This window comes from Candidatus Sodalis endolongispinus, from assembly GCF_018777395.1.
In the GTDB taxonomy this organism is placed as follows: domain Bacteria; phylum Pseudomonadota; class Gammaproteobacteria; order Enterobacterales; family Enterobacteriaceae; genus Sodalis_B; species Sodalis_B endolongispinus.
Map to the genome: position 1 here is coordinate 892,697 of NZ_JAFJYC010000001.1, position 16,373 is coordinate 909,069.

14 protein-coding genes and 2 pseudogenes are annotated in these 16,373 nt (G+C 58.4%); 4 read left to right on the top strand and 12 right to left on the bottom strand.

Annotation, left to right across the window (positions count from 1 at the left end; translation table 11 throughout):
- Window positions 1–166 precede the first annotated feature (166 nt).
- Window positions 167–622, bottom strand: a complete 456-nt coding sequence (gene yfbV / locus JZM24_RS04335) for a terminus macrodomain insulation protein YfbV (protein WP_215668704.1) — start codon at window positions 620–622, stop codon at window positions 167–169.
- 340 nt (window positions 623–962) lie between these two features.
- On the opposite strand from yfbV, the gene ackA reads away from it, so the two are divergent.
- Window positions 963–2,168, top strand: coding sequence for an acetate kinase (ackA, locus tag JZM24_RS04340; protein ID WP_215668706.1), 1,206 nt, complete (start codon window positions 963–965; stop codon window positions 2,166–2,168).
- Window positions 2,169–2,255: 87 nt separating this feature from the next.
- Window positions 2,256–4,385: a phosphate acetyltransferase gene (gene pta / locus JZM24_RS04345; protein ID WP_215670002.1), complete on the top strand. Its 2,130-nt coding sequence runs from the start codon at window positions 2,256–2,258 to the stop codon at window positions 4,383–4,385.
- A 423-nt stretch (window positions 4,386–4,808) separates the two neighbouring features.
- On the opposite strand, the gene yfcD is transcribed toward pta, so the two are convergent.
- Window positions 4,809–5,378: an NUDIX hydrolase YfcD gene (gene yfcD, locus JZM24_RS04350; RefSeq protein ID WP_215668708.1), complete on the bottom strand. Its 570-nt coding sequence runs from the start codon at window positions 5,376–5,378 to the stop codon at window positions 4,809–4,811.
- Between the two features lie 85 nt (window positions 5,379–5,463).
- A complete protein-coding gene (gene yfcE / locus JZM24_RS04355) occupies window positions 5,464–6,018 on the bottom strand; it encodes a phosphodiesterase (RefSeq protein ID WP_215668710.1) in 555 nt (184 codons plus the stop codon).
- Between the two features lie 224 nt (window positions 6,019–6,242).
- Here yfcE and JZM24_RS04360 point away from each other — a divergent pair, with 224 nt between their 5' ends.
- Together JZM24_RS04360 and JZM24_RS04365 are read left to right on the top strand one after the other, a co-directional pair.
- The gene (locus JZM24_RS04360; protein ID WP_215668712.1) at window positions 6,243–6,869 is read left to right on the top strand and encodes a glutathione binding-like protein; all 627 of its coding nucleotides are present in this window, start codon (window positions 6,243–6,245) and stop codon (window positions 6,867–6,869) included.
- A gap of 159 nt (window positions 6,870–7,028) precedes the next feature.
- Window positions 7,029–7,894, top strand: a pseudogene (locus JZM24_RS04365) (TIGR01777 family oxidoreductase).
- Between the two features lie 12 nt (window positions 7,895–7,906).
- Here the strand turns inward: JZM24_RS04365 and hisP are convergent.
- The 9 genes and pseudogenes from hisP to folC all read right to left on the bottom strand — a co-directional run bounded on the left by hisP (window position 7,907) and on the right by folC (window position 16,328).
- A pseudogene (hisP, locus tag JZM24_RS04370) lies at window positions 7,907–8,673 on the bottom strand (histidine ABC transporter ATP-binding protein HisP).
- 20 nt (window positions 8,674–8,693) lie between these two features.
- Window positions 8,694–9,401: an ABC transporter permease gene (locus JZM24_RS04375; RefSeq protein ID WP_215668714.1), complete on the bottom strand. Its 708-nt coding sequence runs from the start codon at window positions 9,399–9,401 to the stop codon at window positions 8,694–8,696.
- Entirely contained in the window at window positions 9,398–10,084 is a 687-nt protein-coding gene (gene hisQ / locus JZM24_RS04380; protein ID WP_215668716.1) for a histidine ABC transporter permease HisQ, read from the bottom strand. The genes JZM24_RS04375 and hisQ overlap by 4 nt, the downstream gene beginning before the upstream one ends.
- A gap of 75 nt (window positions 10,085–10,159) precedes the next feature.
- On the bottom strand, window positions 10,160–10,942 hold the full coding sequence (locus JZM24_RS04385; protein ID WP_215668718.1) for a lysine/arginine/ornithine ABC transporter substrate-binding protein: 783 nt from the start codon (window positions 10,940–10,942) through the stop codon (window positions 10,160–10,162).
- Between the two features lie 298 nt (window positions 10,943–11,240).
- Window positions 11,241–11,810, bottom strand: a complete 570-nt coding sequence (locus JZM24_RS04390) for a UbiX family flavin prenyltransferase (RefSeq protein ID WP_215668719.1) — start codon at window positions 11,808–11,810, stop codon at window positions 11,241–11,243.
- A 123-nt stretch (window positions 11,811–11,933) separates the two neighbouring features.
- Window positions 11,934–13,451 carry an amidophosphoribosyltransferase gene (gene purF / locus JZM24_RS04395; protein ID WP_215668721.1) on the bottom strand — a complete coding sequence of 506 codons (1,518 nt, stop codon included), beginning with the start codon at window positions 13,449–13,451 and terminating at the stop codon, window positions 11,934–11,936.
- 33 nt (window positions 13,452–13,484) lie between these two features.
- Window positions 13,485–13,973: a colicin V production protein gene (cvpA, locus tag JZM24_RS04400; protein ID WP_215668723.1), complete on the bottom strand. Its 489-nt coding sequence runs from the start codon at window positions 13,971–13,973 to the stop codon at window positions 13,485–13,487.
- Window positions 13,974–14,341: 368 nt separating this feature from the next.
- Window positions 14,342–15,067, bottom strand: a complete 726-nt coding sequence (gene dedD, locus JZM24_RS04405; protein WP_215668724.1) for a cell division protein DedD — start codon at window positions 15,065–15,067, stop codon at window positions 14,342–14,344.
- Window positions 15,057–16,328, bottom strand: coding sequence for a bifunctional tetrahydrofolate synthase/dihydrofolate synthase (folC, locus tag JZM24_RS04410; protein ID WP_215670003.1), 1,272 nt, complete (start codon window positions 16,326–16,328; stop codon window positions 15,057–15,059). The genes dedD and folC overlap by 11 nt, the downstream gene beginning before the upstream one ends.
- Between the last annotated feature and the right edge of the window lie 45 nt (window positions 16,329–16,373).

A 16,373-nucleotide genomic window follows, 5' to 3' on the forward strand; every position in this document is an offset into this window, starting at 1 on the left:
ATCTACTCCTGGTGTTAAAAGCCTGGCAGGGCCAGGAAAGTCTGCATGGCATAGCGCTGTGCACCTGGGTAGCGCAAACCCCGCTTTGTTTGATGTAAACCATGACCGGATGAAATATTTATGACGGCGCAGCCGGCACCGGGCGTGCCGACAGGGCCTTTAGAGATTATAAATCATCCAGAAACGCTTTATCGAGCAGTTTAAAAGCCCGTTTCAGCATCTCGGCGAGCATCTGATAGGTCGGCGCGCCTTCCACCGGCGCCAGCGCCTGGCCCGCCTCTTTGAGCTTTTGCCGTACCTCATGAAACCAAGTCAGCAGCGAGGGGGGCAGCGGTGTTATCGAGCGCTTACCGAGCCACCACAAGCCCTGCATCGGCAGGCTGCAGGAGAAAATAGCGGTCGCCACCGCCGGGCCGAGCTGTCCTCCCATGGCAATTTGCCAGGTCAGGGTAAAGACCGCTACCGCCGGCATAAAGCGGACGCCGAAACGGGTGGCGCGCACGACGCGATGTTCCGGGAACATCGGCGCCAGGCTTTTTTCGGCCGGCCAGGCCTTCATATAGTTTTGTCCGCGCTGGCATATTTTGTACCAACTTACCGAACCGGAGGGGAGTGTCGACATAGCGGACCTCAACTTTATGAACAATGATTAAAATTTTCTCGCAACTTCACTATGGATTTTATAACAATTAAATATATTTTGTCTTTAACGCACTCTGTCGTTATCCTATTCCGCGCTGCGGGGCAGTGCCTGCGCCGCCATTCGCGTTCCGGTCGACCGCGACAGCCAGGGGCGCAAGCCGCCTTAAGCTACGTATCAGGGCCGCGTGAGCGCATTGCCGACATCATAACCGCGAAATCACCGCATCCATGATGTTAATCATAAATGTCAGCGGCGGAATGCGCTACGATTAAAGCCTGTTTGACGAATTATTAACCACGTATAACAAGTAGGTACTTCCATGTCGAGTAAGCTAGTACTGGTTCTTAACTGTGGCAGTTCATCTTTGAAATTCGCCATTATCGATGCCGCCAACGGTGAAAAACAACTCTCCGGTCTCGCCGAGTGCTTCAATCTGCCGGAAGCGCGTATCAAATGGAAGATGGACGGCGCCAAACAAGAAGCGGCGTTAGGTGCCGGCAGCGCACACAGTGAAGCGCTGCATTTTATCGTTAATACCATATTGTTGACACAAAAACCGGAACTTTCGGCACAATTAACTGCCATCGGACACCGCATCGTGCACGGCGGCGAACACTTCACCCAGTCCGTCATCATTAATGATGACGTGGTAAAAGGCATCGAAGATTCCATTCCGTTCGCGCCGCTGCATAATCCCGCTCATCTTATCGGCATCCGCGAAGCCCTAAAAGAATTTCCACAGCTGGCGCAAAAGAACGTAGCGGTTTTTGATACCGCTTTCCATCAGACAATGCCGGAAGAATCGTATCTTTACGCCCTGCCCTATTCTTTATATCAGGATCATGCTATCCGCCGCTATGGCGCACACGGCACCAGCCACTTTTATGTCAGCCGCGAAGCGGCGAAACTGCTCTATAAGCCGGTTGACCAGCTGAACGTCATCACCTGCCATTTGGGTAACGGCGGCTCCGTTTCCGCTATTCGCAACGGCCAGTGCGTGGATACCTCCATGGGGCTGACGCCGCTGGAAGGTCTGGTGATGGGTACCCGCAGCGGCGATATCGATCCGGCCATCATTTTTCATTTACACGATGCGTTAGGCATGTCCGTTGGCCAAATCAATACCTTGTTGACCAAAGAGTCCGGCCTGCTGGGCCTGACCGGCGTGACCAGCGATTGCCGCTATGTCGAGGACAATTACCGCGAAAAAGCCGACGCCCGCCGCGCCATGGATGTGTACTGCCACCGTCTGGCCAAATACATCGGTTCTTATAGCGCGCTGATGGAGGGCCGGCTGGACGCGGTGATTTTCACCGGCGGTATCGGCGAAAACGCCGCGATGGTGCGCGAGCTATCGCTGAAAAAACTGGCGCTGCTGGGCTTTGAGGTGGATCATGAACGTAACCTGGCCGCCCGTTTCGGCCATGGCGGCGTGATTACCACCGACGCCAGCCGCCCGGCCATCGTCATCCCGACCAACGAGGAGTTGGTCATCGCCCAGGACGCCGCGCGTCTGACCGCGTAATTACCCTCCCCCGCCGGCGTTGTCCGGCGGGGCTGTTTTGACTAACGAGCAACCGTTGAAAGAGGTTTAGCCGTGTCCCGTACAATCATGTTGATCCCTACCGGCACCAGCGTCGGACTGACCAGCGTCAGCCTCGGCGTCATCCGCGCCATGGAGCAAAAGGGCGTAAGCCTGAGCGTGTTCAAACCCATCGCACAGCCCCGCTCCGGTGAGGACACCCTCGACGCCACCACCCGTATTATTCGCGCTAACTCCACCATTCCTTCCGCCGAACCGCTGGCCATGAGCTATGTTGAATCGCTGCTCGGCTCCAACCAGCAAGACGTGCTGATGGAAGAGATAATCGCCCGCTATCATGCCAATACCCAAGAGGCGGAAGTAGTGCTGGTGGAAGGCCTGGTCCCCACCCGTAAACATCAGTTTGCCATCGCGCTGAACTACGAAATCGCCCGGACGCTCAATGCCGAGATCGTCTTTGTACTGTCGTTGGGCAACGATTCGCCGGATCAGCTGAAAGAACGCATCGAGCTGGTACGGTCGAGCTTCGGCGGCAGCAAAAATAAAAACATCACCGGCGTCATCGTCAACAAATTGAATGCGCCGGTGGATGAACAGGGTCGCACCCGCCCGGATCTGTCGGAGATTTTCGACGATTCCAGCAAGGCCAGCGTCGCCAACGTTGACCCGAGCCTGCTGTTTGAAAATAGCCCGCTGCCGGTGTTGGGCTGCATTCCGTGGAATTTCGATCTTATCGCCACCCGCGCCATCGACATGGCGCGCCATCTGGGCGCGACGATTATTCACGAAGGGGAAATCCAGACCCGGCGCGTGAAATCCGTCACCTTCTGCGCGCGCAGCCTGCCGAATATGCTGGAGCATTTCCGCCCCGGCTCGCTGCTGGTCACCTCCGCTGACCGTCCCGACGTGCTGGTCGCCGCCTGCCTCGCCGCGATGAACGGCGTGGAAATCGGTGCGGTGCTGCTGACCGGCGGCTATGACATCGACTCGCGCATTCAGCAACTGTGCGAACGCGCCTTCCAGACCGGTCTGCCGATGTTTACCGTGCAGACCAACACCTGGCAGACCTCTCTCAGCCTGCAAAGCTTCAGCCTTGAAGTGCCGGCCGATGACCACAGCCGGGTGGAAAAACTGCAAAACTATGTCGCGGGCCATATTGATAATGCCTGGATCGAATCGCTGTCCGCCAGCTCCGAACGTCCGCGCCGCCTGTCGCCGCCGGCGTTCCGCTATCAGTTGACCGAACTGGCGCTCCAGGCGGGCAAACGCATCGTCCTGCCGGAAGGCGACGAGCCGCGCACCGTGAAGGCGGCCTCTATCTGCGCCGAGCGCGGCATAGCCCATTGCGTTTTGCTGGGCAATCCCGATGAAATTCAGCGCGTCGCGGCAGTACAAGGCGTGACGCTCGGCGACGGCATCGAAATTATCGATCCGGAAGTGGCGCGCGAGAAGTATGTCGCCCGTCTGGTTGAACTGCGCAAAAGTAAAGGCATGACCGAAGTGGTGGCCCGCGAACAGCTGGAAGACAACGTGGTGCTGGGCACGCTGATGCTGGAGCAGGGCGAAGTGGACGGTCTGGTGTCAGGTGCGATACATACCACCACCAATACCATCCGTCCGCCGCTGCAACTTATCAAGACCGCGCCGGGCAGTTCGCTGGTGTCGTCAGTGTTCTTTATGCTGCTGCCTGAACAGGTATTGGTGTATGGCGACTGCGCCATACACCCGGACCCGACCTCGGAACAATTGGCGGAAATCGCGATTCAGTCGGCTGATTCCGCTGCCGCCTTCGGTATTGAACCGCGCGTGGCGATGATTTCCTACTCGACGGGCACCTCCGGCGCAGGCAGCGACGTCGAGAAGGTGCGCGAAGCCACCCGCCTGGCGCAGGAAAAACGCCCGGACCTGGTGATTGACGGCCCGCTGCAGTATGACGCCGCCATCATGGCCGACGTCGCGCTGTCGAAAGCGCCCAACTCTCCGGTGGCCGGTCAGGCGACGGTGTTCATCTTCCCGGATTTGAACACCGGTAACACCACCTATAAAGCGGTGCAGCGTTCAGCGGATCTGATCTCCATCGGCCCGATGCTGCAGGGGATGCGCAAGCCTGTCAACGACCTCTCGCGCGGTGCGCTGGTCGACGATATCGTCTATACCGTCGCCCTCACCGCTATCCAATCGAAGCAGGCGGAAGGCTGATTTAGCGTTAACCGCTGCCGAAACGACCACGCCGGCCCCGGGCCGGCGTTTTTTTTGCCCCGTAAAGGGCTTCTTTGAATTTTCCGCGCGCTGTCCCTATCCGACCATGGCGGGAGCGAGAGTTCCCTAGCGCTCAATACGGGCCATTCCCCATAGACTTATCGCGACTGTCTGACCTGAAACCCGATTTGCCCGAGCAATCACACTGCGTGCTGCCTCAGTCGTACGCCGGTAAAGCCCATGCAAATGCGCTGCGCCCTGCCTCGCACCTAGGCCGGAAAAGCGCGTGCAAATGTGCAGAGCTCTGCCTCACACCCGCGTCGGTTTGCCCAGCCAAGCGTACTGCCACCCTCCTCGCGCGTACGCTGGTTTCACCGGTGCAGATGGACCAGGGTATGCCTTTCGCGACGCACGTGCCGACAGCTACTGGGCCGCGTCATCGTCCGACGTTTGCGCGGCCAGCGGTTTGCCAAAGCTTTGGGCGTTATTGCGGCTCAGCCACAGCGACAGCGCTTTCAGCGAGTCCGGGGTGAATTCATCGCAGCGGCCGGTAATTTCCTCCGGCGTCAGCCAGTTAACGTCCTCGACCTCGCTTTCCTGGAGCGCAAACGGGCCATGGGTGACGCAGCTAAACAGCGAGCCCCACACGCGGCAGGCCTCATTCTCAAAATAAAATTGCCCGTGTTCAGCGAAGGGAAGATCCGCGATGCCCAGCTCTTCTTCCGCCTCGCGACGGGCGGAATCGAGCATCCCCTCGCCGCTTTGCGCCACGCCGCCGGCGGTCGCATCCAGATAGCCCGGATAGAAGTCTTTGCTGGCGGTACGACGCTGAACCAGAATATTGCCCGCACCATCATGCACCACAATATAGCTGGCGCGGTGACGCAGACGTTCCGCGCGCATCTGCTGGCGGCTGGCCTGGGCGATGACGTCATTTTTCTCATTGACAATGTCGACCCATTCCTCACCGGCAGACTGACTCTGTTGCTCCATCCTATGACACCCTTATGCAATGGCGCGGGCTGACCGCGCGGTATGGTTGAACGTAAGAAACGCGATTGACGTATTGGGTCATAACTTAGAAGGTTATTGCGACTTGCGCAATAGTTTCCCCGCCATCTAATGACACCACCTGTAACCGCCCATCGGCCAGCAGCCCATAGCTGGCCGGAAAGCCGCCCTTTGGCAGGCTGACCGAGCCCGGATTGAACAGAATATGCTCCCCTGCCCGATCCGCCTGAGGAAGATGGGTATGGCCGTACAACAGCGCGTCGCCGGGGGCCAGCGGCGGCAGTCGCGCCGGATGGTAAAGATGCCCGTGAGTGAGAAACAGCCGCCGGGTGTCCCCCAGCAACACCTGCTGCCAGGGCGCGCTAAAGGGAAAGTCGAGCAGCATCTCATCCACTTCGCTGTCGCAATTGCCGCGTACGGCGATAATACGCTCGCCGTATGTATTAAGCGCGGCGGCGCCCTCCGCCGGTCGATAGTCTTCGGGCAGAGGGTTGCGTGGACCAGGGTTCAGGAAGTCCCCCAGAAGCAGCAGCCAGCGGGCGCCGCTTACATCAAACGCGGCCAACAGCCGGCGTGTGGCGGCCAGCGAGCCATGAATATCGGACGCTATCATCAATTTCATCATCGTCTCCTGTAATGCATGTCGAGACGCTGCCCGCACAGACAGCGCAGCAGGCCAAGCTTAACAAACTTCGACCGTCCTGCGTCAGCGCTATCCCGTTACAGTCGGCCGATTGACGCCTTTTTGCGCCGTTAAGCCCGCTCACACCCCGCCGCTTATTCGCTTTTATCCCCTGCGCTTTTGCACTACAGTTAAGCCATCCGCATTATCCTCATGTAGGCTTTATGATCGACGTTTATTATGCGCCCACGCCCAACGGCCATAAAATCACGCTGTTTTTAGAAGAAACCGGCTTGCCGTATCAGCTTCACCGCTTGGATATTAGCGCCGGCGCTCAATTCAAGCCGGCCTTTCTGGCCATAGCGCCGAATAACAAAATCCCGGCCATTGTCGACAATCAACCGGCCGACGGCGGCGTGCCGTTCAGCCTGTTTGAGTCCGGCGCCATTTTGCTTTATTTGGCGGATAAAACCGGACAGCTGCTGTCGCACGACCTGCGCGAACGCCATACCACCCTGCAATGGCTATTCTGGCAAATGGCGGGCTTCGGGCCGATGCTCGGCCAAAACCACCACTTCAGCCAGTACGCACCCGAGAAATTCCCCTACGCCATCAATCGCTATCGCACCGAAACCGCGCGGCTGTACGGCGTGCTGGACAAGCAGCTGCAGGAAAATCGCTATATCGCGGGCGAGCAGTATAGCATTGCCGATATCGCCACTTACCCTTGGGCGGTATCCCACGAGAAGCAGAATATCTCTCTGGCGGACTATCCCTCGGTCCAGCGCTGGTTCAATGAGATTCAGACCCGTCCGGCGGTGGAACGCGCCTGGCGGCGGGCCAACGGCTAAACCCTGCCGGCCCGGCGGCGGCGCAGACCTCGACGCTGCGTCCGCTACGGGCATTTACCGCCGCCGTGGCCTATGCTTTAGGCAGAATGGAGTTTTGCTATCGTTGCGCGCGGGCCCTGCGGTGCGAGCATCGATTAACGTCGGGCGGAGAACACCACCATGAAAATTTTAGTGACCGGCGGGACCGGGCTTATTGGCCGGCACCTGGTTATGAGACTGCAGACCTTATCACACCACGTCACCGTGTTGACCCGCGACGCCCAAAGCGCACAGCAAGCGTTGGGGCCGGAGATCGCCACCATGACCACGCTGGCGCCGCTGTCGCACCTCAATGAATTCGATGCGGTGATTAACCTGGCCGGCGAGCCTATCGCCGAGCGCCGCTGGACCGACGAGCAAAAAACAAGCTGTGTCAGAGCCGCTGGGACGTCACCGGCCAGCTGAGCCTGTTGATACGCCAAAGCGACAATCCGCCGTCGGTGTTCATCTCCGGCTCCGCCACCGGCTATTACGGCGACCAGGATGATGCGCTGGTGGACGAGGACGAACCGCCAATTATCGATTTTGCCCACACGCTGTGCGCGCGCTGGGAAGATTTGGCGCTCAGGGATCGCAGAGAGAAAACCCGCGTCTGCCTGTCGCGTACCGGCGTGGTAATGGCCGCCGACGTCGGGCTGGGCGGTCCCATCGGCGATGGCACCCAATACATGTCGTGGATCCATATCGACGATATCGTCAACGCGCTGCTATTCATGCTGACCACCGACGGACTGGCGGGCCCGTTCAATGTTTGCTCGCCTTATCCGGTGCGCAATGAACATTTCAGCAGCGTGCTGGCTGGCGTCCTGCACCGGCCTGCTTTCACCCGCGTGCCGGCACGGGCGGTGCAACTATTTTTGGGCGAAGGGGCATCGCTGATACTTGGCGGCCAGCGGGCAATGCCGCGGCGGCCGACCGAGGCCGGTTTTACCTTCTGCTATAGCGAGCTGGAAGCGGCGCTAACGGAAATCGTCAACGCGGTCTAACCGACGGGGCGATTACTTGAGGGACCCGGAGAGGAACTGCTGTAGCCGCGGGCTCTTAGGGTTGCCGAACACCTCCGACGGCGGCCACTGCTCCTCAATAACCCCTTGATGCAATAAGATGACGTGGTTAGAGACATGGCGCGCGAATCCCATTTCGTGCGTCACCACCACCATGGTCTTACCTTCTCGGCCAACTTTTGCATGATGCGCAGCACCTCGCCGACCAGTTCCGGGTCCAGCGCCGAGGTCGGTTCGTCGAACAACAGCACCTCCGGCTCCATTGCCAGCGCCCGGGCAATAGAAACCCGCTGCTGCTGGCCGCCGGAAAGATTGATGGGGTATTTGGCGCGCGCACGCTCATCAATACCCACTTTGTCCAAATAGCGAACCGCGCGTTCACGCGCTTCATTTTTGCTGAGGCCCAGCACCTGCACTTCCATGACGTTTTCCAGCACCGTCATATGGCTCCACAAATTAAAATGCTGGAATACCATCGTCAGCCGGGTGCGCAACAGCTGCAGCTGTTTTTTATCAAACACTTTCAGCTGGCCGTCATGATCGCGCACCATATGAATATTTTCGTTATTGACGGCGATCGAACCTTCGCTGGGTTTTTCCAGGAAGTTAATGCAGCGCAAAAAGGTGCTTTTGCCCGACCCGGAAGATCCGATAATACTTATCACATCGCCGGCGCGCGCTTCAAGCGACACGCCTTTTAACACTTCCTGGTCGCCGTAGCGTTTGTGCAGCTCCTGGATCAACAATTTGATTTCTGGCATATACGTATCCTCCACGTGGGTTATTGAGGTTTGACATGGCGCCGCCAGCGCTTTTCCGCCTGTTTAAACAGTTTAATCAACACAAATGAGATCATCAGATACATTACCGCGGCAATGCCGAAGGCATAAAACGGCTGATAGGTCGCCGAGTTGATATCCCGGGCGATTTTCAGTATATCCGGCACCGTCGCGGTAAACGCCAGCGCGGTGGAATGCAGCATTAAGATGACTTCATTGCTATAGGCCGGCAACGCCGTGCGCAGCGCGGAGGGCAAAATAATGGCGCGGTAAAGCTTAAACGGCGTGAAACCGTAGGCGCGCGCCGCCTCAATTTCACCGTGCGGCACCGCACGGATGGCGCCGGCGAAAATTTCGGTGGTATAAGCACAGGTGTTAAGGGTCAACGCCAGCAGGGTACAGTTCATGCCGCTGCGAAAAAACGCATTTAACAGATCGGTGCCGCGCACGATTTCCAAGCTGTACATCCCGGAATAAAACACCAGCAACTGGACATACAGCGGCGTGCCGCGAAAAATATAGGTGAATAGCCAGACCGGCAAACAGATCCACCGACGGGATGACACCCGCGCCACCGCTAACAGCACCGCCAGCATACCGCCCAGCACTACCGAGATAATCAGCAGCCACAGGGTCACCGCCAGCCCGGTGAAACGATAGCCGTCGCTCCACAGCAGCGCATGCCAGTATTGTTGTAGAATATCGATCATAATTCCGCCTTCTTCACGCCCAGCGAATAGCGCCGCGTAAGCCACAGCAACACGCCGTTGGACAGGGTGGTGAACAGCAGATACACCACGCCGGCGACGATGGCGAAATAAAACGGTTGATAGGTGCCCTTGCCCGCCAATTTGGTGGCCTTCACCACATCATTTAAGCCGAGCAGCGAAACCAGCGCAGTAACCTTCAAAATAACCTGCCAGTTATTGCCGATGCTGGGCAGCGCAAAACGCATCATGGCGGGAAACAGAATGCGGCGGAAGGTCTGCGACGCGCTGAAGCCAAAGGCGGTGGCCGCTTCGATTTGCCCGCGCGGCACCGCCAAAAACGCCCCGCGAAAGGTTTCAGTGAAGTAGGCGCCGTAGATAAAGCACAGGGTGATAATACCCGCGGACATCGGGTCGATGCCGATCTGATCCAAACCTAAGGCTTCCGTCAGGCTGTTCAGTGCAATTTGCAACCCGTAGAAAATTAGCAGCATCAGAACCAGGTCGGGTACGCCGCGAATTAGCGTGGTATAGCCTTCAAAACTGCCCGCCAGCACGCGGATACGGGAGAGTTTGGCACCGGCGCCGATAAGACCGATAACCACCGACAATAAAACAGAACTGAGCGCCAGCTCCAGGGTCACCAGCGCGCCGTTGATAATTAATTGCGAATAACCAAAAAGCATCGATCTTACCTGTCCTGGCGGAGGAGAAATACCGGCATAGCCCGTGACGCCACGGGCCTATGCCCTATGACAGGATTAACCGCCGTACACGTCAAAATCAAAATATTGTTTAGCGTATTTATCGTAACTTCCGTCTTTACGCATCTCGGCAAAAGCCTTATTTAGCGCGTCTTTCAAATCGGTCTCGTCTTTACGCAGTCCCATGCCGGTACCAACGCCGAAGAATTTGTCGTCTTTCGCCGCCGGGCCGGCAAAAATATACCCCTTGCCCGCGGTCTGTTTCAGGAAGCCTTCGCTGCCGGCGACTTCATCCTGGAAGGCGGCATCGATACGACCGGCGGTCAGATCGGCGTAGATCAGATCCTGGTTTTGGTAGGCGACCACATCCACCCCTTTCTGCTGCCACATCGCGTTGGCATAAGCTTCCTGGGTTGACCCCTGCAACACACCCACGCGCTTGCCGTGCAGTGAATCCATCGTCGGGGTAATCGGGCTGCCGGCTTTGGCAATTAGCCGTGCGTTGGCGGCGTAGAGCTTATCGGTAAAGGCGATTTCCTGCTGACGCTTTTCGGTGATCGACAATGAGGAAATAATCGCGTCGATCTTTTTCGCCTTCAGCGAGGGGATAAGCGCATCGAAATCGCTTTCCACGAAGGTACATTTGGCCTCGATACGTTTACACAGATCTTTGGCCAAATCGATATCGAAACCCACCAGCTCGCCGCTGGCGTTTTTCGATTCAAAAGGGGCATAGGTGGGATCGGTGCCAATGCGGATATTTTTGGGTACAGCGGCAAATGCGCTGCCCGCGCAAGCTAGCGCCGCCATCAAAGGAAGAACTTTTACCAGCTTATTCATAAATTACCCTCAGTATAATTATTTAATGCCCGGCACATCGTGTGTCCTTTTACGCCGGAACCATTGCACATTTCATGCCATGTATCGCGCCGCGCCCGCGATGAGCGCCAAAGGCGGCAAGGGCCGTTGTACCTCCTTGCGTCTGGCGCAAACCGCCGGTATCGATGACGCGCCGGACGATGCAAACGCCACTGCACCAGCCATATACCTAGCATGTTCATTATTGGTGCAATGTTATTTTACTGCACCATTATTATGCGAATAATTTTACCATAGGGTTAATTGCCGGCCGCGGCACTCAGCCGCCTTGCCAGCGCGGAAACAGGTCTTGCGGCAGCACCAAGTTGAACTGATCCAGCGTCCGGTTGACCGTTTGATCGATGATATCGCTTATCTGGGCAGGGCGGTGATAAAACGCCGGCACCGGCGGCATAATGACTGCGCCCAGCTCGGCCGCCAGCGTCATCAGGCGCAGATGCCCCAGATGCAGCGGCGTTTCACGCACCCCCAGCACCAACCGGCGACGCTCTTTCAGCACCACATACGCCGCGCGCGTCAGCAGCCCATCGCTGTAGCTATTGACGATGGCGGAGAGGGTTTTCATCGAACAGGGCAAGATGATCATTCCCAGGGTTTGGAATGAACCGGAGCTGATGCTGGCGGTAATATCGCGGGCATCATGCACGACATCCGCCAGCGCCTGCACATCGCGCAGGCTGTACGGGGTTTCCAGCGTCAGCGTTTGCCGCGCGGCCGGGCTGATGGCTAAGTGGGTTTCAATCTCCGGCAGCGTAGCCAGTACCTGCAGCAGGCGGACGCCATAAATGGCGCCGCTAGCGCCGCTGATGCCGACAATCAGTCGTTTCATACCTCAACTCCTGCCAGTGGAAAGGCGAAAAAAACCCGGCGCGGTTGACCGCCCGGTTTGAGATGACCTGCCGCCATAAAGCGCGGGTCAGCAGCATAGCCTACTGCACTCTCGCGGTACCGATCAACCTTCGTTATGCATTTCCAGGTTTTCTACTTCGGTCTGGGCGCGCATCGCTTTGGAATCATCGTTGCGCAGCGACTCAAGATAATCCAGATAGCGCTGATCCACATCGCGCGTCACGTAGATGCCGTCGAATACCGACGATTCAAATTGCTCGACGTCAGGGTTATCTTCCAGCACCGCCCGTTCCAGGTCGGCCAAATCCTGAAAAATCAGCGCATCGGCGCCAATAAGCTGCCGTATTTCGTCCACCTCTCGGCCGTGGGCAATCAGTTCCGAAGCGCTCGGCATATCAATGCCGTAGACGTTTGGAAAGCGGATTTCCGGCGCGGCGGAAGCCAGGTAGACGTGACGGGCGCCCGCCTCGCGCGCCATCTCAACGATTTGCTCGGAGGTAGTGCCGCGCACGATGGAGTCGTCCACCAGCAGCACATTTTTATCGCGGAATTCGGCGCGGTTAGCGTTAAGCTTACGGCGCACCGACTGCCGGCGGACCTGCTGACCGGGCATGATAAAGGTACGGCCGACGTAGCGGTTTTTCACAAAGCCTTGTCGATAAGGTTTATTCAGGATCCGCGCAATCTCCAGTGCGATATCGCAGGATGTTTCCGGGATCGGGATCACCACATCGATATCCAGATCTTCCCATTCGCGGGCGATTTTCTCACCCAACATCTGGCCCATGCGCACGCGGGCGCTGTAGACCGATATTTTGTCGATGAACGAGTCCGGCCGGGCGAAATAGACATACTCGAACAGACATGGGTGATGCCTGGGGTTCTCGGCGCACTGCCGGGTGAACAGCTGCCCTTTTTCGGTGACGTATACCGCCTCGCCCGGCGCGATGTCGTGCAGGAAATCAAAGCCCAGCGTATCCAGCGCCACGCTTTCGGAGGCCACAATATATTCATTGCGCCCGTCCGCCAGCGTGCGCTTGCCGATAACCAGTGGGAGGATGCCGTTGGGGTCGCGAAAGGCAAACAGACCATGCCCGATTATCATGCCGACGCAGACGTAGGCGCCGCGGATCTGCTGATGGGTCGCCGCCACCGCCACGAAAATGTTATCCGCCTCCAGCGGATAATCCGGGAAACGATCCAGCTGGGCGGCAAAGATGTTCAGCAGGATTTCCGAATCGGAGGTGGTGTTGACATGACGCCGCCCGTTTTCAAACAGCTTTTTACGCAGTTCGTGGGCGTTGGTTAGGTTACCGTTGTGCGCCAGGGTGATGCCGAACGGGGAATTGACGTAAAACGGCTGCGCCTCGGAGGCGCTGGAGCTGCCGGCGGTCGGGTAGCGGACGTGGCCCACCCCCATGTTGCCCTGCAGGCGTTGCATATGCCGGGCATCGAAAACGTCCTTAACCAGTCCATTGGCTTTACGCAGGCGAAAACAATTCAAGGCATCGATGGTGACGATGCCCGCCGCATCCTGGCCACGGTGCTGGAGCACCGTTAATGCATCATAGATAGACTGGTTTACCGGCATGAAACCGGCGATTCCGACAATACCGCACATGTTGTCATTTCCTCATCAGCGTTACCGGGACAACTACTGCCTCGGTAAGAAACTCGACGTGCTTTGCAGATAGTCAAAAAACCATCTGATGATACCGCTGAACTGCGGTATCAGTTGGGACTGCTGCCAGTCCTGACTGTGGGAGAAACCGGTGAAGGTGTCGAGAAAGAACAACGCCGACGACACAATCAAAACGCCGCGCAGCGCGCCGAAACAGACGCCTAATACCCGGTCAGTGCCGGACAAACCGGTCCGCTCCACCAGCGAACTAATGACGTAATTGACGATGGCCCCGACGATCAGGGTCGCCACGAACAGCAGGGCAATCGCAATACCGTTGCGCACCATCTGCTCTTCAAAGCGGGTGAAGTAGATCGCAAGATAACTATAGTAATGGCTGGCGACAAAAAATGCACAGGCCCAGGTCACTAAAGATAATGCCTCGCGCACAAACCCGCGAATCAGACTCACCAAAGCGGAAAAAACAATGATGCCGATAATGACGTAATCAACCCAGATCATGCATGCATCCCTTGATCATTCGCCCGGTCAGCTGGTTCGCGGCGAATTCTAACAGAAAAAGAAAACGTTTGCTTAGGGGATTTATTCCCCCCGTTTAAATAAATAACGGCGATTAAAAAAGATTAATCGCCGCAACAAGATAGCGCAACAGGGCGCGCCGCCTGACGCTGCACCTGCGCGTCACGGTGCCGGGTGCCACTCCGCCAGTTTAGTGCTTACCGGCTATTGGCACATCGGCGCCGGGTTTCACACCGCCAATTAATGCGTACCGGCCTTAGGCACATCGACACCGAGCCATGCGCCGTCGCGCGCCGGCGGTCCTCGGCCGCATCATCGCCGGTCTAGGCGCTGCTCGGCTCGGCAAAAGTCTACCGTACGCTATAGGGCCGCAATTGACCGCTAAGGCCGCTCAACTGGTTCAATTCGCCCAGCGCGCTCTGCAGTTTATCCCGGGAGGCATCTGGACCAACAAAAATCCGGGTAATCTGCCCCTGCACCGGCGCCGACGGCGAAGTATAAACGCGATAACCCGACAAGCGCAGCTTGGCGACGATTTCCGCCACTTTATCGGCGTTCTTCAACGCCCCGAGCTGCACCACCCACGCCTGCCCTTTTGGCGCCTGCTCGGCGACAGGTGCTGTGTCAGGTTTCGGTGTCGGTGGTTTGGGCGCTTCCACCTTCGGCGTCTGCGGTTTGGGCGCCGGCTTGCTATCAGGCCGCACGGCCGGCTTGACCTCCGGTTTGGCAGCCACGGGCGGACTAACCTTCATCTCCGGCGGCGCCAGCGTTTCCGGCTGGCGGGAACCGCTGGCGGCATCCGGTAACGGCGCCGCACCCTGCCCACCGCCGGCCGGCCGGCTGGATTGTTCGACCGCCTCGCCCGCCCCTTCCGGCGGCTGGCTCGGCAATTGCTGGCTGGCCGGCGGCGTCGCGTCAAGCTCGTCGCTGTCACCGGGCTTGGGCACCAGCGGAATAGCGGCAAACTCGTCCTGATAGTGCTTCTTTTTACCGTCCAGCAGACCAGGCAGAATGATGACGCCGAGGGCAACAATAATAATGGTCCCTACCAGGCGGTTTTGAAATTTACTCGCCACAATGCTTCTCCCTTTCAGCCAGCGCCATGACCGGTGCCACGGTATGGAAAGAGCCGAATACCAGCACGCAATCCTCCGGCGCGGCGTCCGCCATTGCCTGATGCCAGGCGCTTGGCACATCCTCAAACCGTTGCGCGTCGCCGTCAAGATGCGCCGCCAGTTGCGCGGCGCTGGCGGCACGCGGCCCGTCGAGCGACGCGCAATACCAGACATCCACCTGCCCGCGCAGGCAGGCAAGCGTGCCGGGAATGTCTTTATCCGCCAGCATACCGACCACCGCCCGGACTTTGCCGGTGCGGGGCAAGGCCGCCATACGCCGGGCCAGGTAGCCGGCGGCATGGGGATTGTGCGAGACGTCCAGAATCGTCAGCGGCGCCCGACCAAGACATTGGAAACGTCCCGGGAGCGCAGCCTCGCGCAGCCCCTGGCGCACTGCTGCTTCCGGAACCGCGAACGGCAGGCAGGCAACCGCGGCCAGCGCCGTGGCGGCGTTTTCCAGCGGAATGGCCGGCAGCGGCAGCGCGGTAAGCTCGCGTACATTGTCCCACCAGCGCCAGTGCTGGCCGTCGTCCTGCCACCACCAATCGCTGTCGCGGGCATACAGCGCCGCGCCGCAGTCGGCGGCGTCGAGGTCGAGCGTCGCCGGCCTATCGGGCTCACCCACGACCGCCGGCCTGCCGCGACGGAAGATACCGGCTTTTTCCCGCGCGATACTGGCACGATCAGGCCCCAGCCAATCGGTATGATCGAGGGCGATAGCGGTGATCACGGCGACATCGGCATCGACGATATTGGTGGCGTCCAACCGTCCCCCCAGCCCGACCTCAAGGATCACCACATCCAGCGCCGCTTGCCGAAAAAGCTGCAGCACCGCCAGCGTGCCGAACTCGAAATAGCTGAGCGACGTAGCGCCACGGCCGGCTTCGATAACCGCCATCGCTTCACTGTGGGCAGCTTCCGGCAATTCGTCGCCCTGAATGCGCACCCGCTCGGTATAGCGAAGCAAATGGGGGGAACTATAGACGCCAACACGCATGCCGCTGGCCAGTAAAATGGCCTCCAGCAGCCGACAGGTGGTGCCTTTGCCGTTGGTGCCGCCGACGGTGATAACAAAGGGGGCCGGGCCCAGCAAATTCAGGCCGGTAGCCACATGGCATACCCGCCCCAGGCCCAGATCGATGGGTTTGGCGTGCAGACGTTCAAGATAATAAAGCCACGCGACCAGTGGCGACGTGGCTTGGGGAATAGGCAGATTTTCCATACGTCCGTTCATTGGCTTATGCTTGGTTCTCATTAAGCCTGCCCC